The following is a 21564-nucleotide window of genomic DNA, read 5'->3' as shown; positions in this document are numbered from 1 at the left end:
GCGTACAATGTAGGTTCCCCATTGTAATTTCCGAAATGCTATCAATAAGGACGACTGCTCGTGTTTGGATTGTCCAAGATGCTCCGCGTCGGCGAAGGCCGTGCCGTGAAGCGACTCCAGAAGATCGCTGACCAGGTCATCGCACTGGAAGACCAGTATGCCAACCTCACTGATGAGGAGCTCAAGGCCAAGACCGAGGAATTCAAGGAACGGCTCGCCCAGGGTGAAACCCTCGACGATATCTTCCTCGACGCCTTCGCCACCGCCCGTGAGGCCTCCTGGCGTGTGCTGGGGCAGAAGCACTACAAGGTGCAGATCATGGGTGGCGCGGCCCTGCATTTCGGGAACGTCGCTGAGATGCGCACCGGTGAGGGCAAGACCCTGACCTGTGTGCTGCCCGCCTACCTCAATGCCCTCGAGGGCAAGGGTGTCCACGTGGTCACGGTCAATGACTACCTGGCCAAGCGTGACGCCGAGTGGATGGGCCGTGTGCACCGCTGGTTGGGGCTGTCCGTCGGTGTCATCCTCTCCGAGCTGCGCCCCGCCGAGCGCAAGGTGGCCTACGACTGCGACATCACCTACGGCACCAACAACGAACTGGGCTTTGACTACCTGCGTGACAACATGGCGCGTTCCCTCAACGACCTGGTGCAGCGCGGCCACCACTACGCCATCGTCGATGAGGTTGACTCCATCCTCATCGATGAGGCCCGTACCCCGCTGATCATCTCCGGTCCGGTTGACGGTTCCTCCCAGTGGTACAACGTCTTCGCGCAGATCGTCCCGCAGCTGTCCCGCGACATCCACTACGAGGTGGACCACCGCAAGAAGACCGTGGGCATCAAGGAGGAGGGTGTGGAGAAGGTCGAGGACCTGCTCGGCATCGACAACCTCTACGCACCGGAGCACTCCCAGCTGGTCAGCTACCTCAACAACGCCATCAAGGCCGAGGAACTCTTCGAACGCGACAAAGACTACATCGTGCGCAACGGTGAGGTCATGATCGTCGACGGTTTCACCGGCCGTGTCCTGGCTGGTCGCCGTTACAACGAGGGCATGCACCAGGCGATCGAGGCCAAGGAGAAGGTGGAGATCAAGAACGAAAACCAGACCCTGGCCACCGTCACCCTCCAGAACTACTTCCGCCTCTACGAGAAGCTGTCCGGCATGACCGGTACCGCCGAGACCGAGGCCGCGGAGCTCCACCAGATCTACAAGCTCGACGTCATCCAGATCCCCACCAACCGCGACAATCAGCGCGATGACCTCACCGACCTGGTGTACAAAACCCAGGAGGCGAAGTTCGCGGCCGTGGTCGATGACATCGCCGAGCGTATTGAGAACGGCCAGCCCGTCCTCGTCGGCACCGTCTCCGTCGAACGCTCCGAGTACCTCTCGCAGCTGCTGACCCGCCGGGGCATCAAGCACAATGTGCTCAACGCCAAGCACCACGAGCAGGAGGCGCAGATCGTCGCACAGGCCGGTCTGCCGAGCGCGGTCACCGTCGCCACCAACATGGCCGGCCGTGGTACCGACATCGTGCTCGGTGGCAACCCCGACATCCTTCTCGACATCAAGCTGCGCGAACGTGGCCTCGATCCCTTCGAGGATGAGGAGGCCTACCAAGCAGCCTGGGAGGAGGAGCTGCCGAAGATGAAGCAGCGGTGTGAGGAACGCGCCGAGAAGGTCCGGGAGGCAGGTGGCCTCTACGTGCTCGGCACCGAACGCCACGAATCCCGCCGCATCGACAACCAGCTGCGTGGCCGTGCCGGCCGTCAGGGTGACCCCGGAGCCACCCGCTTCTACCTCTCCATGCGTGATGATCTCATGGTCCGCTTCGTCGGCCCCACCATGGAGAACATGATGAACCGGCTGAACGTGCCCGATGATGTCCCCATCGAGTCCAAGACCGTTACCAACTCCATCAAGGGCGCGCAGGCGCAGGTGGAGAACCAGAACTTCGAGATGCGCAAGAACGTCCTGAAGTACGACGAGGTGATGAACGAGCAGCGCAAGGTCATCTACAGCGAGCGCCGCGAGATCCTCGAATCCTCCGACATCTCCCACTACATCAAGAACATGGTTGACGAGACCGTCTCCGCCTACGTCACCGCGGCCACCGCCAACGGTTATGTCGAGGACTGGGATCTGGACAAGCTCTGGAATGCCCTCGAGGCCCTCTACGGCCCGACGTTCACCTGGCAGTCGCTTGTCGACGGTTCCGAGTATGGCGCCCCCGGCGAGCTGTCCGCCGAGGACCTGCGCACCGCACTGCTGGAGGACGCCCGCGCAGAATACGCCAAGCTGGAGGAAGCCGTCGCAGCTCTCGGTGGCGAGGCCCAGATGCGCAACATCGAACGCATGGTCCTCATGCCGGTCATCGACCAGAAGTGGCGCGAACACCTCTACGAGATGGACTACCTCAAGGAGGGCATCGGCTTGCGCGCCATGGCTCAGCGCGACCCCCTGGTGGAATACCAGAAGGAGGGTGGCGACATGTTCAACGCCATGAAGGAGGCCATCAAGGAGGAGACGGTCCGCCAGCTGTTCCTGATGCGCAAGCAGTTCGTCAAACAGGACGAGGAAGCCAACGCTTAACAATCTTGCCTAGAGCATTCTGAAGCTCAGCATCCGCCACGTGCCGCCCGACTCCCCGAGCCGGGCGGCATAGGCTGTTATCGCCCCTGCGTAGCGGATACTGCCGAATGCCTCCGCCACCTGCTCATGCATCTGGACATGACAGGAGATGAGCTTGACGACGCCCGCGTCCCCCGCCCGCTGCCGGGCGGTGATGTGGGAGCGCACCGACGCGTCGAAACGCCGGTGGTTCAGCTGGGTGACCGGACGTAGCCCGAACAATGAATCCAGCGCCACCCGGATCAGCCCCGACACCTCCCTGGGCACGGGCGTTTTCTGTGGTGGGGGAGCAGGTGCCGGTTCCGGCACCAGATACATCAGATGGGTCAGACCCGGAATGGGATGAAGCATGACAAAACTCCTCGGGACGAGACTTCCCAAGGCCTGAAACGACAACCACCCCTGAACTGTGCGACAATCTTCGAACACAGACTATGACTAATATGGCATGAGAATGACAAAAATGAAAGGGAAAAAGTGCGCGGACTGATTGTGGATTACGCCGGAGTGCTCGATGGAGCAGATGAGGACCAGCGGCGGTGGAGGACTCTCCTCGCCGCAGCCAGGAAGAACGGGGTGGGCACCGCTGTTCTCAGCAACGATCCCGGGGGACTTGCAGCAGCACCCATCCGTGAACTCGAAACCCAGGGCGTGGTGGACAAGGTCCTGCTCTCCGGCGAGATCGGCGCGGAGAAGCCCGAAACCGAGGCCTTCCAGGCCGCAGCCGACGCACTCGACCTCCCGATGCGGGACTGCGTGCTTGTCGACGACTCCATCCTCAACGTCCGCGGCGCCGTCGAGAACGGTCTTGTGGGTGTCTACTACCAGCAGTTCGACCGCGCGGTCGTCGAGATCGTCGGTCTCTTCGGACTCGAAGGGGAATTCTAACCGTGCGCGTCTACATCCCGGCGACCTTCTGCACCCTGCGCGGACTCAATGAATCCAGCGTCATCACCGCCCGCTCCGGCTACGGCTTCGCCGTGACCCCCGCGCTGCGCGAGTACTACACGGAAGGCGACGACGAGGAGATCGCCCACGCCGCCTTCCAGGACGCCGCCGAGGCATCCCTCCGCCTCCTGGCTGTCGGTGATGAGGAACAGTTCCCCTACCGGCGCGTCGTCGTCTCCGTCGATGTGGACGAGAAGAACATCACCTTCGTCCCCGAGAACGGCGAATCCGTGGTGAAACTGACCCCCGCGCACATCAACCTCGTCGATGTCGCCGCCATCCACATCGACGTGGAGAGCTCCGAGCCCGACACCAAGGCAGCCATCGAGGTCATCGACGCCTCCGACCTTGGTGACGAAGATGCCGAACTCACCGTCGGCGACGCCCAGGACAACTTCATGGCCTGGTACGACCCCGAGGAGCTGCCCTTCCTCGTGGAGCTGCTCTAGAGCTCCCAGGCGTCGTTACTGCGCAGCGCCTCCAGGAGCGTGCGCACAGCCTCCACCCGCCGTGCCGACGCACCCTCCAGCTGATCCAGGGCACACTCCGGATCGGCCGGAGGTCCCATGTGGGTGCAACCACGCGGGCAGTCCTCCGCAGCAGCCGCCAGATCCTCGAACACACCGACCACGGTGTCAGCATCGACATGCGCGAGCCCGAAGGACCGGATACCCGGGGTGTCGATGATCCATCCGTTCTCCACTGGCAACGCCACCGACTGCGTTGAGGTGTGCCGACCCTTGCCCACACCGGAGACAATCCCCGTTTCACGGTGGGCATCCGGCACCAGGCGGTTAACCAGCGTTGACTTACCCACACCGGAATGACCGATGAACGCGGTGATGTGGCCTTCGACGACCTCCAGCACATCGTCCAGGGGATCATCGATGCCACACACCACCACGGGCACCTCGAGGGCCTCGAACTCCGCGGCGAACTCACTGGGGTCCGCCAGATCCGATTTGGTCAGGCAGAGAATCGGCTGGATATTCCCCACGAACGCCGCGATCAGCGCGCGCTCGACGAAACCGGCCCTCGGTGGGGGATCAGCCACCGCCGAGACGATCAGCAGCTGATCGGCATTGGCGACGACGATCCTCTCATAGGGATCCGTGTCATCGGCGGTGCGTCGCAGCACGCTGGTGCGTTCCTCAAGACGGACGATGCGGGCGAGGGTGCCCGGTTGCCCCGAGGTATCCCCGACAACAGCGACGCGGTCACCGACCTCGATGGCGGTGCGTCCCAGTTCGCGGGCCCGCATGGTGATGATCGCATCGGTGCGGCCGTCCAGCACCACCCCCCAGCGTCCGCGGTCCTTCGTCACGACCATGCCCACCAGGGCGTCCTCATGGGAGGGACGGTCCTTGGTTCGTGGTCGGGTTCCCCTCCCCGGGCGGATCCGCACATCGGATTCGTCCCACTGCCGCCTAGCCAACCATTTCCTCCCAGAGGGTCTCAAAACCGGGGAAGGTCTTCGATGTGGTCTGGATGTCCTCGACGCCGAGATCCTTGACCACCAGGCCAATGATGGCACCTGCGGTGGCCATCCGGTGATCGGCGTAGGAGTGCCACACACCGCCATGGAGCGGTGCAGGGGTGATGTGGAGACCATCGTCCAGTTCCGTGCAGTGACCGCCGAGTCGGTTGATCTCGGTGGTCAGTGCCTCCAGGCGGTTGGTCTCATGCCCACGCAGATGGGCGATGCCCGTGAGCCTGGACTCGGTGGTGGCCAACGCCGCGAGGGCGGCGACGGTGGGGGTGAGCTCACCGATATCCGACATGTCCAAGTGGATGCCCTTCAACTCCGTGGGGCCGGTGACCTGCAGATCGAAGGCCGCTTCGTTGGAGATGAACTCCACCGTGCATCCCATCTCCTCGAGGATGCTCCGGATCGAGTCACCGGGTTGGGTGGTGGCACGGGGCCAATTCCTGACGGTGACAGTACCGCGTGTGACCGCGGCTGCCGCCAGGAACGGGGTGGCGTTGGACAGATCCGGTTCGATGCGCCAGGTATGGCCGCGGATCTCACCCGGGTGGACGGTCCACTGGTTGGGGGTGACATCCACCTGGATGCCCACCTCCCGGAGCATGGCCACTGTCATCTCGATGTGGGGCATGCTGGGGAGCCTGCCACCGATGTGTCGGACGGTGACACCGTTGGTGAAACGGGGTGCGGAGAGGAGCAGGCCGGAGACAAACTGGGAGGATGCGGATGCGTCGATCTCGACCACGCCACCCTCGGGGATGCCGTCTGAGGTGACGGTGAAGGGGAGAGTGTTGTTTTCCACCTTTACACCCAGTGTGCGCAGTGCATCGAGGATGCTGGTCATCGGGCGGATGCGGGCCTGCTCATCACCATCGAAGTGGACGGGCCCGTTGGCGAAGGCGGCCACCGGGGGGACAAAACGCATCACGGTGCCGGCGAGACCGCAGTCGATGGAGCCGGAGGACAGCTCGGCGGGCGGTTCCACGTGGTAGCGGTCGGGGGTCTCCTCGGTGATGGTGACGCCCATGCTGCGCAGGGCATCCGCCATGAGGTCGGTGTCCCGGCTGCGCAGGACACCGTGGATGGTGGAGGGTCCCGCAGCGAGGGCGGCGAGGATGAGGGCGCGGTTGGTGATGGATTTGGAGCCAGGGATGACCTGGGTCCAGACAATCGGGGTGGTAGCTCGTGGAGCATCCCATACAGGCAGAGAAAGAGGCGTTTCAGTCACAGAGTCCATAATAGAGGTATGTGCGGAAGATTCGTTTTGTTCACCACCGGTGAGGCCCTGATCGATGCTGCCACCCGGATCGTTGGGAGACAGGTTGAAGCCCCGCAGGGAACACCGGGACCCAGATATAATGTCGCGCCCACCCAGATTGTACCGATCGTGCGTCTCGGCGACACGGCACAACTGGATCCGGCGAGGTGGGGTCTGCTGCCGGAGTGGAAGAAGGATGACTCGGGACCACCCCTGTTCAATGCCCGGGCCGAGACCGTCGCGGAGAAACCATCGTTCCGGCATGCCTTCAAGGGGCAGCGGTGTGTGATTCCGATGGACGGGTACTACGAGTGGCATGAGAAGAAACCCCACTTTGTGTCATTGGGTGATGGGTTGATGTGGGCGGCGGGGTTGTGGGCCACAGGGTTGGACCAGTTGTCGGCGACGATGGTGACCACCGATTCGGTGGAGCCGGTTGCCTGGTTGCACAATCGTCTGCCCCGTTTCCTCACCGAGGATGAGATCACACCGTGGTTGACGGGCACACCCGATGAGGCCCGGGAGCTGTTGCATCCCACCTCCACGGACTGGGTGGAGCGGTTGAGCGTGCGGGAGGTCTCCCGGGATGTGGGGAACGTGCGCAACGATCACGCCGGCCTGTTGGACTAGGCGGCCACCTTCCTGTCCATATAGTCCCCGAAGGTGGTTCCCCATGTCCGTCCGGATCTGGATAGCGGGCCCTCCGGTGTGGAGCGGAAGGGCAGACCGTCGAGGACGAAGAGGACATCACCGTCGGGGAGGGGTACCGCCTCCAGGCGGCCATCGGTTTTCATGTTGTGGTGGAAGATGCACAGGCACTGGAGGTTCCAGGGGGTGGTGGGTCCGCCCTGGTTGAAGGGCAGGATGTGGTCGATCTGGCAGTGGACCGCCGCCACACCGCATCCGGGGACCCGACATGTGGCGTCCCGGCCGCGCACATACATCTTCATCTCCAGGGTGGGGGTGTAGTCGGTGGTTTCAGCGAAGGCGATCGGATCCATGTCACGTTGACTGGTCACCTTGGTCTTCCAGAACTCGATCTGTTCCGGCGACAACCAACCCCCGTCCGCCAGGAATTCCGGGGTGTCCTGCGTGCCGTAGGCGTGCATGGTCACCTCCGCACGGATACTGCCCAGGACCAGGGCTGTGAAGGCATCAACCGGGGTGAGGCCCTGTTCACGAACCAGCGTGTTGATCGCCGTATTGAGCAGGGCCGCGTGATCCTGCGACACCGACACGGAAACCCGGACCCCATCCGGGCGACAGTGGAAGAAGACCCCGGCTGGTCGTTCCCCCGGTGGTTTCTTCTCCTCCGGCAGGAGACGTTCCCGCAGCCGGCGCAGCATCGCTGCGATGGACCCGGGTTGTGGCAGCACCTGGTGCTGCCGGGTGGGGGTCAGGTAGGAGGCGACGTGCTCGTCGAAAAGCGTCAGGAACCGGGAGGGGACCTTCGCCAGGGCGCGGGTGATCGTGTTCAGCCGCGGGAGGTCGAGGTGCCCGAGCTTGTCGACGAGGGTACGCACCGCCGGGAGATCGCGGAGGAACCTCACCGTGAACAGCGACGCGGCGATGAATTTGCGGGGCAGGCCGGTTCGAAGGTTGATCCGGAGGATGGTGGTGGCCAGATCGGCGTCATCATCGGGTAGCTGGTTGCGCCAGAAGTCCAGATCCCGGCGGTTTTTATCAATGATCTGTTGGCTGAGGGCATCGTCGGGATTGGTGACTGCGTAGAAGAACAACTCGTTCATGCTCGACTCCTGTTCACGGTTTTCCTTGTACGTATGTTCTAAACCATGGACCGGACACCAGGGGGACCCCGTTCAGCGGATGCGCTGCTCAGGCCCTTAATCGACCACCCCCGTGGGGTCTGGGCAGCGCTCAACGTAGAATGGTTGACACGCGTTTTGAAAGGGGCCCCATGGCTGAGAACCGAACCGGCACAGCCGACAATGAAGAGCTGGCCATCCGCTTCGAGGAGGAGGCCCTACCCCTCCTTGACCAGCTCTATGGTGGTGCCCTCCGGATGACCCGCAACCCGGCCGACGCCGAGGACCTGGTGCAGGACACCTACATCAAGGCCTTCCAGGCGTTCGCCAGTTTCCGGCCCGGAACCAACCTCAAGGCCTGGCTGTACCGCATCATGACGAACACCTACATCAACATGTACCGGAAGAAACAGCGGCAGCCGGCCCAGACCCCCACCGAGGAAATCACCGACTACCAGCTGGTGGACACCTTCTCGCACACCTCCACCGGCCTTGAGTCCGCGGAGGTTGAGGCGCTGAAGAACCTCCCCGATGGGCAGATCGGCGATGCGATGAACGAACTCAGTCCGGAGTTCCGGATGGTGGTCTATTATGCCGATGTGGAGGGGCTTGCCTACAAGGAGATAGCCGAAATCATGGATGTTCCGCTCGGAACAGTCATGTCCCGCCTCCACCGTGGAAGAAAACAGCTACGTGGGATGTTGAAGGAAGTAGCGCAAGAACAGGGGATCGGTTTAGGCCATCCCGACATGCAGAAGACCTCGGAGGCGAAGAAATGACAGACAGCAATTGCGGATGCGGCTGTCCACACGATAATTGCGGCTGCTCCGAATTCCACGAGACCATGTACCTGCTTCTCGACGACCAGCTGACCGCTGAGGAATGCAGCAGACTCCGCGCCCACGCGGAAGAATGTCCCAACTGTGCCCAGCTGCTCAATGCAGAGGCGGAGTTCCGGGCTCTCCTACGGAAGTGCTGCTGCCCGCCGGCCCCCGTTGAACTGCGACAGCGTATCTCCTACCAGCTCCGGGTGGAATACCGGCAGGGTTAACTAACATCATGACAGCGCTGATGCCCGGCGGAAGATGATCCTTCCGCCGGGCATCAGCGCGTTTGTATGGGCCAAGAAAAAACCACCCGGAAGAGAGGTTCTCTTCCGGGTGGTTTAACTTATTTAGGAATTGGGGCGCTTACCGTGGTTGGCGCCCTTCTTGCGGCGATCCTTGCGCTTACGTCCTCGCTTGCTCATGAGGTCCTCCTTCTGTCTGAATGTTGATCAACCTACAACACTTTAGTCGGTGCCCATCAGGGAACAAAGCTGAGGCCAGCAGATTCACCGGTGCCTATATTCTATTATGAGATCCGGCGGTTGAACCGGGGTGCTCTGACTGATCAGAACGGTGTGATGATTGTCCTAGACTGCGATGCGGGCACGGCCGCGACCGCGGTTCTTGCGACGCTTGAGTGCGCGACGCTCGTCCTCGCTCATGCCACCCCAGACGCCTGCATCCTGACCGGTCTCCAGTGCCCATGCGAGGCACTGGGTGGTGACGGGGCAACGGTTGCAGACCATCTTTGCAGAGGCAATCTGAGCAAGTGCCGGGCCGGAGTTGCCGACAGGGAAGAACAGCTCAGGGTCTTCTTCGCGGCATACTGCTTCGTGACGCCAATCCATTTCGATAACTCCTTTTCAGTAAAACTCTTTGTCAACGGTTTTCGGGCGCGCTACATGGAACCTGGGAAAGGTTCGTTTAACTGGAAAGTCCCCGGCATGGAGATAAAGACGCATTCTAGCGTCTTGTTGTTTACCTGGGGTTCATGTTGCGCTGCACCGAAGTTAAGAACCAGTTGTTTCTGCGTTCTTGTTGGTACTTGGAAATCATGTCATGTGCACCGCCCGTTGGCTAGACCCTAACCCCATTTTGTGGGCAAAGTCACCCAATTTATAGTCAAAATGGCATTGATAGGCACGGTTTGCGTGGGATGAATCACATTATTTAGGTTGCCTATTAAGGGTGAATACTGCATCTACCAGTGGTTTCTCATTTCGGGCAGGAAAAGAGTCAGATCTCACAGTGTCAAGTTCGCAATCACTTAACAAAGAAACTAACGACGTATAACGCTTTTTCCTTAACTTTTTTCCACCCCGGTACGGGTCGCGGCGCAGGCGGAAAGATTCTCAGAAATCTACCTCGATACCTCTTCGGATGGGTGACGGGGAAGTTAACAGCTAGACTCTGTCCACGTGACATCCTCAATCGTGCCGCCCACCATCCGCTGGGGTGGAATCATCGCCCTTATCCAGTCCGGAATCGGTCTCGCCTATGCCTTCTTCCTCATCTATAGGGAGTTCACGGGGCAAGACGACCCGAGCATCGTCTATGAATCAGCGGAGGCGAACACCTGGGTGGGGTTCGGTACCGCGGTGTTCTTCATCATCATCTTCGGCACCGTCTTCGCCGGTGCACTGAGCATGATGAGTGGCCGACGATGGGGCCGGGGCCCCATCATCATGCTCAACATCATCTTCTTCCCGGTCGCGTACTACATGTTCAGCGAGGGGCGGTATCTGTGGGCGGCGATCGTCGCACTCTCCGCTGCTGCGTGTCTGGCGATGCTGTTCAACGCACGATCAGTGCACTGGATGGCCAACCAGTACTGATCGCGGTCACCTCTCAGGCCAGCCCCACCAGGTCGGACCCGCGCTTTTCGACGATCGTTTCACCCGCCAGCCCCAGGAAAACCGGACCTTCATAACCGCCGCGGTCCACGGGGATGATGCGGGAGACCTCGCCGGTGTCCCAGTTCGTCACGGCGATGCCATCGGCGACGGGGTAGAGCAGCGTGCCGTCGACGGCGATGCCGGTTCCGAGTGCGTCGTCAAGTGTCAGGGTCAGGGCCAGCGCATCGGGGGAGAAGAGCAGGAGCTGTCCGCCGTTGAACCAGGACATGTGGTGGGGGAGATCCGCGGTGGCCTGCGGGAACGGGGGAGCGGGGAAGTTGACGTCGTTCACGGGTTGTTCGTGGACGGCCACGCCATTGTTGTCATAGGAGACGATCGTTGGCGTGGGGTTCTCGACGTAGACGGCGGCGCTGTCGGTGCCGATGGCGACGAGGCGGGCATCTGCGGACTGGAGCTCGATGTTCTGGGTGACATCGGGCATGCGTGCGTCCTCCGGCGTGGTGTGCTGCAGGCGGAGGAAGGTGCCCCCGTCGGGGCAGGTCTCAGTGACTGCGAGCAGTTCCTTGCGGGTGAGTGCGGAGGTGATGGAGCATTCGGGGAATGGTTGCTGGTTGGCTTCCTGCTCCGCCTCGACCTCACCGTATTCCACGGTTCTCACCATGTCGGATCGCCAGAGTTCCACGCGTTCGGGCCCCACGGTGCCCACGTGGTCATTGGAGGCGATGGGGGCGACCTCCTCATCGGCGCTGCTGCTGCGGGTCGCCTTGTATTTACCGTCGGCGGCGTTGATGGCCACGACATCGCCGCATCCCACACCGGTGCGGTAGGTGGCCACGGCTGCGTCGAAAGCGGCTGACACCGAGCACAGGTCCACATCGCGGTCATAGGTCCAGAGCACCTGACCATCAGGGCTGTGGGCGCGCAGGGTACTGCCCTCGGAGGCGATGATGACCCCGGCGGAGGTGACCGGCAGGTGTGCACCCGGGGTGGTGTCGGCAACCCGCCAGATCTCATCCAGGTTCTCGGGCACGCTGGTCAGGGCTGTGGCAGCCACGAAGGGCTCAGGTGCCGGGGTGAGTTCGGATCCGCGGATGGGGGCTGTTGCCCAGGCGGTGGCCACCGCGATGAGCGCCACCGCGGTCAGGACTCCCGTGATGATCAGATCGTTCCGGGTGCGGCGAAGTGGTTTCTCCGACATGCATTATCTCCTGCGGCGGGGCGCACGGGCGGTGACTCCGCCACCGAGGACCTTGGTGGCGGGACCGACGCGGTCACTGGCCCCCTCGGGGATGTCGAGGGTCTCATAGAGCTCCGGTGAGGTGGAGAACCACTGTGGCGGATTGGGCTGACCGAGGTTGAGCTCAGTGTTGATGGCCGTCCATTTCAGCAGCTCATCATAACCAACGAGGGTGACCGCGGTGCCGGTATGTCCCGCGCGACCCGTGCGGCCGATGCGGTGGACATACGTCATGGGATCATCGGGGGTCTGGTAGTTGATCACGTGGGTGACATCATCGATGTCGATGCCGCGGGCGGCCACGTCGGTGGCCACGAGGATGTCGATCTTGCCGCTGCGGAACGCGTTGAGGGAACGCTCGCGGGCGGGCTGGCCCATATCACCGTGGACGGATCCGACGGTGAAGCCACGGGCGGCGAGATCCTCGGCGACCTGGGCGGCGGTGCGTTTGGTGCGGGCGAAGATGATGGTCTTGCCGCGTCCGCGGGCCTGGAGGATGCGGGCGGTCACCGCCTCCTTGTCCATGCGGTGGGCCTGGAAGACGATCTGGCGGGTCGTGGCGTGGGTGGCGGCGGAGTCGGCGGATTCCGCGCGGATGTGCACCGGTTTGTCCAGGAAGCTGCGGGCCAGGGTGAGGATGGGGCCCGGCATGGTGGCGGAGAACAGCATCGTCTGGTGCTTGTGGGTCAGGGCCCTCATGATCTTCTCGATGTCGGGGAGGAAACCCAGGTCCAGCATCTCATCGGCCTCATCGAGCACGAGGATGGCCACCTTGTCCAGGCGCAGCGCACCCCGCTGGGAGAGGTCGAGCAGACGCCCGGGGGTGCCCACCACGACATCAACACCGGTCTCCAGGGCGTCGATCTGCTCCTCGTATGGGGTGCCACCGTAGAAGGTGAACACCTTCAGTGGGAGGTTGACCGCGGCGCGTTGGAGATCCTCGCCGACCTGGACGGCCAGCTCGCGGGTGGGCACGATCACCAGGGCGCGGGGGGTGCCGTCGATTTCCTCGACGTCGGCGGAGTCGAAGACCCGGTCCAGCAGTGGGACACCGAAACCGTAGGTCTTACCCATGCCGGTGCGGGCCTGTCCGATGAGGTCGTGGCCGTCGAGCGCGATGGGAAGGGTGTACTCCTGGATCGCGAAGGTGTGGCGGATACCGAGGGCTTCGAGTGCGTCGGTGATTTCCACCGCGACACCGAGCTCCGTGAACGTGGGGCGAGGGCTTTCAGAAGACACAACTTAGATACTATCGTTGCACGGATACAATAGGGTCATTCCACTCAAACGAGTCTTTTAGGAGAAGCATGGATATCAAGATCGGTTTCGCTGATTCCGCACGTGAACTCATTATTTCGTCCAACCAGAGCCAGGATGAGGTGGCGGCGAAGGTCTCCGAGGCTCTGTCCGACGACTCGGGCGTCTTCGACGTGACCGATGACAAAGGTCGTCGCTTCCTGGTCCGCAACAACCGCATCGCCTATGTAGAGGTCGGCACCACCACCCCGCGCACCGTCGGTTTCGCCGGCGCATAAACGGGGTCGTTGGAGTAAGTGAAACAGGAACCGTTGTGGGTCCGTCTGGCCCGTGAACTCGGCTGGCGTGCCTATGCCATCCCGGTCCTGGCCGTGATCACGGTCTGGGTGCTGGTGGACGTTTTCTCCAGCAGTGGCGCTACCGAGGGGGAGGTGACGGCGTCGACAAGCACGACGGCGACCACCCGCTCCCCGGAACCCGCCCCGAGGCCCGGCCCGGATCCGGCAGACGCGGAACCCCTGTCGATTCCTCCGACGGAACTGCCCCCCGGTGGCCCGTTCACCCAGGAGGGTGAGGGGAGTTTCCGGGTGGTGGGCAATCCGCTGCCCCCGGTCGGTGAGGGGCGTGTCTACACATATGTCGTCGAGGTGGAAAACGGCATCAACACCGCCGCCTATGGGGGCGATGACGGCTTTGTCTCCGTGGTCGATGCCACCCTGGCCAATCCCAAGGGGTGGATCGCCAATCAGGATTACGCCTTCCAGCATGTGCGCCCCGGCGAGGACCCCGATCTGCGGATCCAGCTGAGTTCGCTGGCCACCACGCATGCCCTGTGCGGCAATGACATCGAGATGGAGACCAGCTGTTTCTATTCGGACGGCAACCGTGTCCTCATCAATGAGTCGCGGTGGATCCGTGGTGCCCTGCCCTTTGACGGGGATCTCGGGTCGTACCGCCAGTATCTGATCAACCATGAGGTCGGCCACGGGCTGGGCTACGCGGCCCATGATTACTGCGCCGCCGACGGCGAACTCGCGCCGATCATGATGCAGCAGACACTCAGTCTGAACAACTCCGAGCTGTACCGCATCGATCCGGATGAGGTGTACCCGGATGATGACGCGACCTGCGTATACAATCCGTGGCCGTACCCGCGGGGCCTGTAGTTCCCAGAATGTGAGGAAAACCCATGTCCAACCAGCTCCCCGATCACATCCGCGATGCCTTCCAGGTGGGTATCGGTCCCGCCGAGGGCCTCGGTGGGGCATGGGACCATGGTTTCCGCGTGGGTAACACCGTGTTCTCCCGGGTGACCAACCCCGAGATCTCCTCCTGGTCCTCCAAGGTCCGGGAGGGTCTGCGTCCGGAGGGGGTGCGGGTGGTGCGTCCGATCCGTTCCACCGATGGGCGTTTCGTCGTTTCCGGGTGGCGCGCCTCGGTGTATTCCACCGGCGAGGTCAGTCACCGGGTGGATGAAACCGTCGTGGCTGCCCTGCGCCTGGCTGATGCTCTGGTCAACGCCCCGAAGCCGGAACTGGAACCCTTGAACCTGTTTGCCCGCGCGGATACCCGTGCCTGGGATGACCAGGCCGGTCGTATCGGGTCCCTGCTGCGTCCCATCGATCAGCCGGTGCAGGTGTGCCACGCGGACATGCTGGCGACCACCCTGTACTCGGCGGCGCAGCCCCCGGTGGTCACCGATGTCGTACCCCTGGTCCGGCCGCATGGGTTCACCGCGGCGCTGGTCATCATCGATGGGTTGCTGCTGGGTGCTGTCGACGAGGGCATCCTCCGCCGGTTCTCCCACCTGCCGGATATTGACCAGCTGCTGCTGCGTGCGTTCCTCTACCGCCGCAATGTGCAGGAGCTGTCCGGAACCACGGATCAGAACGTACTTTCGAATCTGGACAGGGTGGAAACCGCCCTCGTGTCCTATCTATCTGACACACTCTAGGGTATGTCGGAGTATCAACCTTTCATTCCACAGGATCCCCGCGTCCGTCTGGTGCCGGCGCGCCCCCGCGTGGCGCCCCGCACGTGGTCCGGGCCGTCGCAGGAGCTTATCGACGCAGGGACATCCACCTGGCGGGTCACAGGCGTGGCCGGATCAGGTGTCAGCTCGCTGGTGATCGACACCGTCGTCGAACGCATCCGCCAGGGATGGGATCCCTCCTCCATCCTCATCGTGGCCGCCTCGAAGGAGGCGGCCTCACGGCTGCGCCGGGAGTTGTCGGAGCTGGTCGCCGGGATGGACGGGATGGACTATGTCTCCGATGGTCCGATGGTGCGCTCCGTCCACTCCCTGGCCTTCGCCCTCCTCCGCGATTCCTCCGATGAGGATGTCCGCCTGATCACCGGTGCGGAACAGGACGCGGTGGTCCGTGAACTGCTCCGCGGACACGCCGACGATGACCGTGGGGTCTGGCCCGCCGAACAGCGCGAGGGGTTGCGCATGGTCGGGTTCGCCCGGCAGCTGCGCGATTTCCTGCTGCGCGCCGTGGAACGCGGGGTGGGGCCCGATGAACTGGTGCGCTACGGCCAGCAGTACAACCGCCCCGCCTGGGTCTCAGCCGGTGAATTCCTGCGGGAGTATCAGCAGATCATGCGTCTGGCCGGCTCCCACAGCTACTCCGCCTCCGAACTGGTCACCGGTGCGCTGGCCTGCGGTGATCCCCGCACCACCTACCGCGGGGTGTTCGTCGATGATGCCCAGCATCTCGACCCGAAATCCGCGGAACTGATCACCCGGTTCATCCCCTCGGCCGAGCTCGCCGTCATTGCGGGCGACCCGGAGCAGTCGGTGTTCCACTTCCGTGGCGCCAACCCGGATTTCCTCCTCGACTTCGAGGCGAAGCACTCGATCCATCTGGGGGAGGGGCGGAGGACGCCGTCGATAAGCATCGCGGTCACCGAGACCGCCTCCGCCCACAATGACCTGCTCGCCGACACCGTGCGCCGGGCGCACCTGCTCGACGGGGTGGACTGGTCGGATATTGCCGTGATCGTGCGCTCCGCCGGCATGATCGCCCCGGTGCGGCGCGTGCTGTTGGCTGCCGGTGTGCCGGTGCACATCAGCCCGACTGATGTCGTGCTCTCGGAACAGCGCATCGTCGCGGCGATGGTCCTGGGCCTGCGCGCCCTGACCGAGGAACTCACGCCCCTGGAACTGGAGGACCTGCTGCTCGGTCCGATCGGTGGTGCCGATCCGGTGACGCTGCGTCGACTTCTGCGTGGTCTGCGGCAGGCCGAGATGCGTGCCGACGGCCACCGCCGCGCCATCGAGGTGCTGCGCGGGCTGTTGAACAGCGACGCCGATGAGGAGCTGCTCGCCTTCCTCACCGACCGTGAACTCGAACTGCTGGAACGGGTGCGTTCCGTGCTGCGCGCCGGGCGTGAGGCCATGGCCGAGGGCAGCATCGAGGAGATCCTGTGGGCGGTGTGGGAGGCCACAGGTCTGTCCAGCCACCTGTCGGCGGTCAGCCTCCGCGGTGGGGCGGCCGGTTCCCAGGCGGACCGCGATCTGGATGCGATCATGGCGCTGTTCGACGCCGCCGGTGACTATGTGGAGCGCTATCCCACCGCGGGTATCCGGTCCTTCATCGTGCACATCTCGGAGCAGGAACTGCCCACCGGTGTGCGCGAACGCCGGGGTGTGTCGCCCGAGGCGGTCACCGTCACCACCGCGCATGCCACCACGGGCCGGGAATGGCGGCATGTCATCGTCGCGGAGGTCCAGGAGGGCAGTTGGCCGTCGCTGGGGGAGACCGGCACCCTGCTCGGTCAGGAGGAACTGATCGACCTGATCGATGAGGACATCGACCCCGACATCATCATCTCCCGGTCGGTGGACCGTCTGGCGGAGGAACGTCGACTGTTCCACATGGCCACCTCCAGCGCCTGCGACCAGTTGCTGGTCACCGCCGTGAACACCCCGGATTCCGATGAGGTGCGGGAACCCTCCCGGTTCATCGAGGAGCTCGCCGCCACACACGGCATCGGGATCACCCATATCGAAGGCACGGGGGAGACCCCGCTGGCCGAACCGGAGGTGCTCGGGCACCGGCTGTTGTCGGTCCCGGCACTGGTCGCCGAGCTGCGCCGGGTGGTCACCGATCCCGGGGAACTGGGCTCCCGACGCCGACAGGCAGCCCGGCAGCTCAACCGACTGGCCGGTGCCGGTATCCCCGGCGCGGACCCGGACGCCTGGCTGGCCCTGCGTGAACCCTCCACCACCGCGGAACTCATCCCCGAGGGGCGGGTGTGGCTGTCCCCGTCACGCATCGAGGCCCTGATGAACTGCCCATTGCGGGCTTCCCTCGACCGCCTGGACAGTGAGGAGGAAACACCCGTCGCGATGCTGCGCGGCACCCTCGTCCACGCCTTCGCCGAGGCCGTCGCCCGTGGCGCTGATCCGGAGCGCGCAGGCGACATGGTCACCGAGGCGTACATGGACCTGGCGAATGTGCCCAGCTGGTCCCAGGAGACCACCGAACAGGACTTCCGACGCACCATCACCCGGACCCACACCTGGCTGCAGACCTCCCGCGCCACCTTTGACCTGGTGGGCACCGAGATGGAGGTGGAGGTCGGCATCTCCCCGGAGGTGGGCATCCGGGGCCGGATGGACCGCCTGGAGCGTAACGACGCCGGCGAGCTCGTCATCGTTGACCTTAAGACCGGACGGCAGGCCGCCGTCCAGAAGAACATGGGCGATCACGCCCAGCTGGCCTCCTATCAGCTCGCCCTGTCCCGCGGCGTGCTCCACGGCGACCGCGTGGAGGACCCGGATCCGGGTGAGACACCCGAACCCGTCGGTGGTGGCGTGCTGGTGTACCCCGCGCATGATGCCAAGGGCATCACCACCCGTGACCAGGCCGCCAAGACACCGGAGGAACTGGATGAGCTGGCGGCCCTGCTGCCCGAACTCGCCCACCTGCGGCGTGGCCCCAACCTGTTGGCCAGGGTCAACCCGACCTGCAGCAACTGCCCCGTCAAGAGCCTGTGCCCAGTACAACCGGAAGGACGCCTCATCCATGGTTAGGACATCAACCCGAGTTTCCCCGGTGCTTCTGTCTCGGATGCTCGGCCAGGAACACGCCCCCACCGCGCAGCAGGCCGCGATCATCGGCGCGGAACCCGGGCCCCTGCTCGTGGTCGCCGGTGCCGGCGCGGGCAAGACCGAGACGATGGCCGCCCGCGTGGTGTGGCTGGTGGCCAACGGATTCGCCGCTCCCGACCAGGTGCTGGGACTGACCTTCACCAGGAAGGCCGCGCAGCAGCTCTCGCAGCGTATCCGCCAGCGCCTGGAGACCCTCGCCGGTATCCCCACCCTGCGTGACCTCGACCCCACCGGCGGTATCGCGCGCAGCCTGCAGGCGATCACCCCCACGGTCTCCACCTATGACTCCTACGCCGGAAACCTCATCCGTGAATACGGGCTGCTGCTGCCGGTGGAACCCTCGGCGCGGCTGATCACCCAGACCGAGCTCTATCACATCGCCCGGCAGGTGGTGGACAACTACCGCGGTGAGCTCACCGCCACCGTGTCACCGGCCACCGTGACTGAATACCTCCTGGATCTGGTTTCGGAGATGGACAACCACATGGTGTCCCCGGATGAGATCAGGGAGGAATCCCAACCGTTTATCAACCTCTTCGAGGAACTGCCCACCCACAACGGCAAGGACACACCCCTGCCAGGGGAGATGGCGAAGTGGCGGGACACCCAGATCACCCGCCTGCAGTACCTGCCGCTGGTGGAGCAGCTCAAACAGGAACTCCACAACCGTGCGGTGATCACCTTCGGGGAACAGATGAGCAAGGCGGCACGCCTGGCCTCCCGGCACCCGCAGGTGGGATATTCCCAACGGCGCCGCTTCCGGGTGGTCATGCTCGATGAGTACCAGGACACCAGCCATTCACAGCGGGTCCTGCTGCGCAGCCTGTTCGGTGGCACCGACCCGGGGCTGACGGTCACGGCCGTGGGTGATCCGATGCAGGCCATCTACGGTTGGCGTGGTGCCACCGCGGCGAACCTGGAGAACTTCGTCGGTGACTTCCCGGTGATCTCCCTCGATGCCCGCACCAACGCCCCGAAGCGCGAGCTCACCACCAGTTGGCGCAACCCGCCGGAGGTGTTGGAGCTGGCCAACGCCGTCTCCCGTGAGGTGCTCGGCCCCGCCGATGCCCCCACCAGGACGGTCCAACCGCTGGAACCACGCCCGGGCGCCCCCACCGGTGAGGTGCAGATCGGGTGGTTCGCCACCGCCCAGGAGGAACGTGCCTTCGTCGCCGATGAGCTGAAGAAGTACTGGGATGCCCGCAGTGAGAAATTCACCGCCGCGGTGCTGGTGCGCAAACGCCGCCACTCCGAACCGATGGCCGCCGAACTCCGCGCCCGGGGCATCCCCGTGGAGATCGTTGGATTGTCCGGCCTGCTCGATGTGCCGGAGATCGCCGACATGGTGGCGATTGCCACGATGCTGGTGCGCCCCCAGGACAACCGGGCGGCGCTGCGCATTCTCGGCGGACCTCACGTGGGTCTGGGGATCGCGGACATCCAGGTGCTGCAGCGCCGGGCGGCCAACCTCGCCGGACGTGTGCGTCCCGGCAACCCCAAGGAGAAGGAACCCCTGCCGGAGGAACCTATGGAACGGTTGGCCGCCCAGATCGCGGAGACCGTGCCCACGGAACCGGAGGAGATCGTCGGTCTGACCGATGCGGTCTCCGACCTGGGTGAGGCCACCAACTTCAGCCTGGAGGGACTGCGCCGGTTGCGTCGTCTCTCGGCCCAGCTGCGTCATCTGCGCACCACCAGCCTGGGGCATTCCGTGGCTGATATCTTCGCCGACATCGAGGAGGTCTTCGGCATCCGCACCGAGGTGCTTGCCCGCGAGAATCCCCGCGCCGACGGGGCGACCGGTACCGTGCATCTGGACCGGTTCGCCGATGAGGTCGCGGCCCATTCCAGTGTCAGCCTGCCGGAGCTGCTCGACTACTTCCAGCTGGCCCGCGACCAGGAGGACGGCCTGGAACCCGGTGAGGTGACGGTGCGCAGCGACCGCGTGCAGATCCTCACCGTGCACAAGGCCAAGGGCCTGGAATGGGATATCGTCTCCGTCCTGCACGCCGACGCCAACACTTATGATGCCAAAGCCTTCACCTGGTTGAAGAACGTCAAGCACATCCCCTCCAGTCTCCGGGGTGATGCCGGCGAGGGCTCTCCCGAACTGGACACCTCCGGGGTGGAGAACCGCAGGGACCTCCAGGCCGCGGAGAAGGAGTACACCGCCGAGGTCAGAAGCAGTCTGGCGGAGGAGAACTCACGTCTGTTCTATGTGGGCATCACCCGCAGTGAACGCGCCCTGATGGTGACCGGCTCGGCGATCGACGGCACCACCACGAAGGCCAAGGTGCCCTATGCCCACCTGGAGATCCTCAAGGCCACGGCACCGGATGCGGTGGTTGCCTGGTGGGAGGGGGAGGAGGCGGACGTCGGGAAGCTCCCCGCCGAGGAGGCGATGTACCCGGCGGTGACGATCCCACCCGGGGTGGCGGAGGGCGCGGAGCTGGTGCGCGCCACCCCGTCGGACGCGTCCCTCGATGGCGGTATCGAGGAGCTGTGGGAACGCGAGGTGACGGTGCTTATCGACGAACACCGCCGCCTCCAATCGCCCACCCTCGATGTGGAGATCTCCCGCGAACTGACCGCCACCGACCTGGTCAACCTCAAGAACAACCCGGAACAGTTCGCCCGCCGACTGCGCCGACCCGTCCCCTTCAAACCGAATACCTACGCCAAACGCGGCACCCAGTTCCACCAGTGGCTGGAGGACCGTTTCGGCGCCAGCGCCCTGCTCGACGAGGACCAGCTGCCCGGCATGGATGAGGAACTCTCGGAGCAGACCTTCGAGGAACTCCGCGCCGCCTTCCTGGAATCGCGGTGGGCGGACCGCACGCCGAACTACGTCGAGCATCCCTTCGAGGTGGTCATCGGCGGGCACGTCATCCGCGGCCGCATGGATGCTGTGTTCCACGAACCGGATGACACCTGGCTGGTCGTGGACTGGAAGACCGGCCAGACACCGCGGGGCGCGGACATGGACGCCGCGATCATCCAGCTGGCGGTCTACCGCATCGCCTGGGCGAGCCTGCGCGGGATCGATCCGCAGCAGGTGCGGGGTGCGTTCCACTACGTCGCGCACAACCACACCTTTGAACCCGACCACCTGCCCGATGCCGGTGAACTCGCGCTACTTCTGGATGGGGCGCAGGGCCTATGATCTAGGGGAA

20 protein-coding genes are annotated in these 21564 nt (G+C 64.0%); 12 read left to right on the top strand and 8 right to left on the bottom strand.

The annotated features are described in order from the left end of the window. Positions 1–60 precede the first annotated feature (60 nt). Complete coding sequence (gene secA, locus H9627_RS02835; protein WP_191732529.1) at positions 61–2598, top strand: preprotein translocase subunit SecA; 2538 nt, start codon at positions 61–63, stop codon at positions 2596–2598. A 9-nt stretch (positions 2599–2607) separates the two neighbouring features. Here secA and H9627_RS02830 read toward each other — a convergent pair whose 3' ends face one another. Next, complete coding sequence (locus H9627_RS02830) at positions 2608–2988, bottom strand: Rv3235 family protein (protein ID WP_191732528.1); 381 nt, start codon at positions 2986–2988, stop codon at positions 2608–2610. Between the two features lie 126 nt (positions 2989–3114). Here H9627_RS02830 and H9627_RS02825 point away from each other — a divergent pair, with 126 nt between their 5' ends. Both H9627_RS02825 and H9627_RS02820 read left to right on the top strand, forming a co-directional pair. After that, a complete protein-coding gene (locus tag H9627_RS02825) occupies positions 3115–3525 on the top strand; it encodes an HAD family hydrolase (protein WP_191732527.1) in 411 nt (136 codons plus the stop codon). 2 nt (positions 3526–3527) lie between these two features. Continuing rightward, positions 3528–4034, top strand: coding sequence for a DUF6912 family protein (locus H9627_RS02820; protein WP_191732526.1), 507 nt, complete (start codon positions 3528–3530; stop codon positions 4032–4034). Here the strand turns inward: H9627_RS02820 and rsgA are convergent. Both rsgA and aroA read right to left on the bottom strand, forming a co-directional pair. Continuing rightward, positions 4031–5020 carry a ribosome small subunit-dependent GTPase A gene (gene rsgA / locus H9627_RS02815; RefSeq protein WP_191732525.1) on the bottom strand — a complete coding sequence of 330 codons (990 nt, stop codon included), beginning with the start codon at positions 5018–5020 and terminating at the stop codon, positions 4031–4033. The genes H9627_RS02820 and rsgA overlap by 4 nt on opposite strands. Then, entirely contained in the window at positions 5013–6308 is a 1296-nt protein-coding gene (aroA, locus tag H9627_RS02810) for a 3-phosphoshikimate 1-carboxyvinyltransferase (RefSeq protein WP_191732524.1), read from the bottom strand. Before aroA ends, rsgA begins: the two co-directional genes overlap by 8 nt. A gap of 9 nt (positions 6309–6317) precedes the next feature. On the opposite strand from aroA, the gene H9627_RS02805 reads away from it, so the two are divergent. Beyond that, entirely contained in the window at positions 6318–6959 is a 642-nt protein-coding gene (locus H9627_RS02805; protein ID WP_191732523.1) for an SOS response-associated peptidase, read from the top strand. Here H9627_RS02805 and H9627_RS02800 read toward each other — a convergent pair. Beyond that, the gene (locus H9627_RS02800) at positions 6956–8077 is read right to left on the bottom strand and encodes an HNH endonuclease signature motif containing protein (protein WP_191732522.1); all 1122 of its coding nucleotides are present in this window, start codon (positions 8075–8077) and stop codon (positions 6956–6958) included. The two genes, H9627_RS02805 and H9627_RS02800, sit on opposite strands and share 4 nt — an antisense overlap. A 170-nt stretch (positions 8078–8247) precedes the next feature. Between H9627_RS02800 and H9627_RS02795 the strand changes: the two genes are divergently transcribed. Then, on the top strand, positions 8248–8874 hold the full coding sequence (locus tag H9627_RS02795; RefSeq protein WP_191732521.1) for a sigma-70 family RNA polymerase sigma factor: 627 nt from the start codon (positions 8248–8250) through the stop codon (positions 8872–8874). Continuing rightward, positions 8871–9146, top strand: coding sequence for a mycothiol system anti-sigma-R factor (gene rsrA / locus H9627_RS02790; protein WP_191732520.1), 276 nt, complete (start codon positions 8871–8873; stop codon positions 9144–9146). Before H9627_RS02795 ends, rsrA begins: the two co-directional genes overlap by 4 nt. Positions 9147–9269: 123 nt before the next feature. On the opposite strand, the gene H9627_RS14360 is transcribed toward rsrA, so the two are convergent. Then, a complete protein-coding gene (locus H9627_RS14360) occupies positions 9270–9344 on the bottom strand; it encodes a 50S ribosomal protein bL37 (RefSeq protein WP_096877815.1) in 75 nt (24 codons plus the stop codon). 165 nt (positions 9345–9509) lie between these two features. After that, positions 9510–9770, bottom strand: coding sequence for a WhiB family transcriptional regulator WhcE (gene whcE / locus H9627_RS02785; RefSeq protein ID WP_006769534.1), 261 nt, complete (start codon positions 9768–9770; stop codon positions 9510–9512). Positions 9771–10340: 570 nt separating this feature from the next. Here whcE and H9627_RS02780 point away from each other — a divergent pair. Continuing rightward, entirely contained in the window at positions 10341–10757 is a 417-nt protein-coding gene (locus tag H9627_RS02780; protein WP_318247749.1) for a hypothetical protein, read from the top strand. Positions 10758–10770: 13 nt separating this feature from the next. Here the strand turns inward: H9627_RS02780 and H9627_RS02775 are convergent, their stop codons facing one another. Then, positions 10771–11976: an Rv3212 family protein gene (locus H9627_RS02775; RefSeq protein WP_191732519.1), complete on the bottom strand. Its 1206-nt coding sequence runs from the start codon at positions 11974–11976 to the stop codon at positions 10771–10773. Positions 11977–11979: 3 nt separating this feature from the next. Next, on the bottom strand, positions 11980–13254 hold the full coding sequence (locus H9627_RS02770; protein ID WP_191732518.1) for a DEAD/DEAH box helicase: 1275 nt from the start codon (positions 13252–13254) through the stop codon (positions 11980–11982). Between the two features lie 68 nt (positions 13255–13322). Here H9627_RS02770 and H9627_RS02765 point away from each other — a divergent pair, with 68 nt between their 5' ends. The 5 genes from H9627_RS02765 to H9627_RS02745 are packed head-to-tail and all read left to right on the top strand — an operon-like array spanning position 13323 to position 21554. Next, positions 13323–13550: a DUF3107 domain-containing protein gene (locus tag H9627_RS02765; protein ID WP_191732517.1), complete on the top strand. Its 228-nt coding sequence runs from the start codon at positions 13323–13325 to the stop codon at positions 13548–13550. Between the two features lie 18 nt (positions 13551–13568). Beyond that, the gene (locus H9627_RS02760) at positions 13569–14438 is read left to right on the top strand and encodes a DUF3152 domain-containing protein (protein WP_191732516.1); all 870 of its coding nucleotides are present in this window, start codon (positions 13569–13571) and stop codon (positions 14436–14438) included. A 23-nt stretch (positions 14439–14461) separates the two neighbouring features. Then, the gene (locus tag H9627_RS02755; protein ID WP_191732515.1) at positions 14462–15226 is read left to right on the top strand and encodes a TIGR02569 family protein; all 765 of its coding nucleotides are present in this window, start codon (positions 14462–14464) and stop codon (positions 15224–15226) included. Positions 15227–15229: 3 nt separating this feature from the next. Beyond that, the gene (locus H9627_RS02750) at positions 15230–18313 is read left to right on the top strand and encodes a PD-(D/E)XK nuclease family protein (RefSeq protein ID WP_191732514.1); all 3084 of its coding nucleotides are present in this window, start codon (positions 15230–15232) and stop codon (positions 18311–18313) included. Further along, on the top strand, positions 18306–21554 hold the full coding sequence (locus H9627_RS02745) for an ATP-dependent helicase (protein WP_191732513.1): 3249 nt from the start codon (positions 18306–18308) through the stop codon (positions 21552–21554). Before H9627_RS02750 ends, H9627_RS02745 begins: the two co-directional genes overlap by 8 nt. Positions 21555–21564 lie beyond the last annotated feature (10 nt).

Source organism: Corynebacterium gallinarum (genome assembly GCF_014837045.1).
In the GTDB taxonomy this organism is placed as follows: domain Bacteria; phylum Actinomycetota; class Actinomycetes; order Mycobacteriales; family Mycobacteriaceae; genus Corynebacterium; species Corynebacterium gallinarum.
Note: the sequence above shows the minus strand (reverse complement) of the source record. Positions and strands in the feature narration are given on the sequence as shown.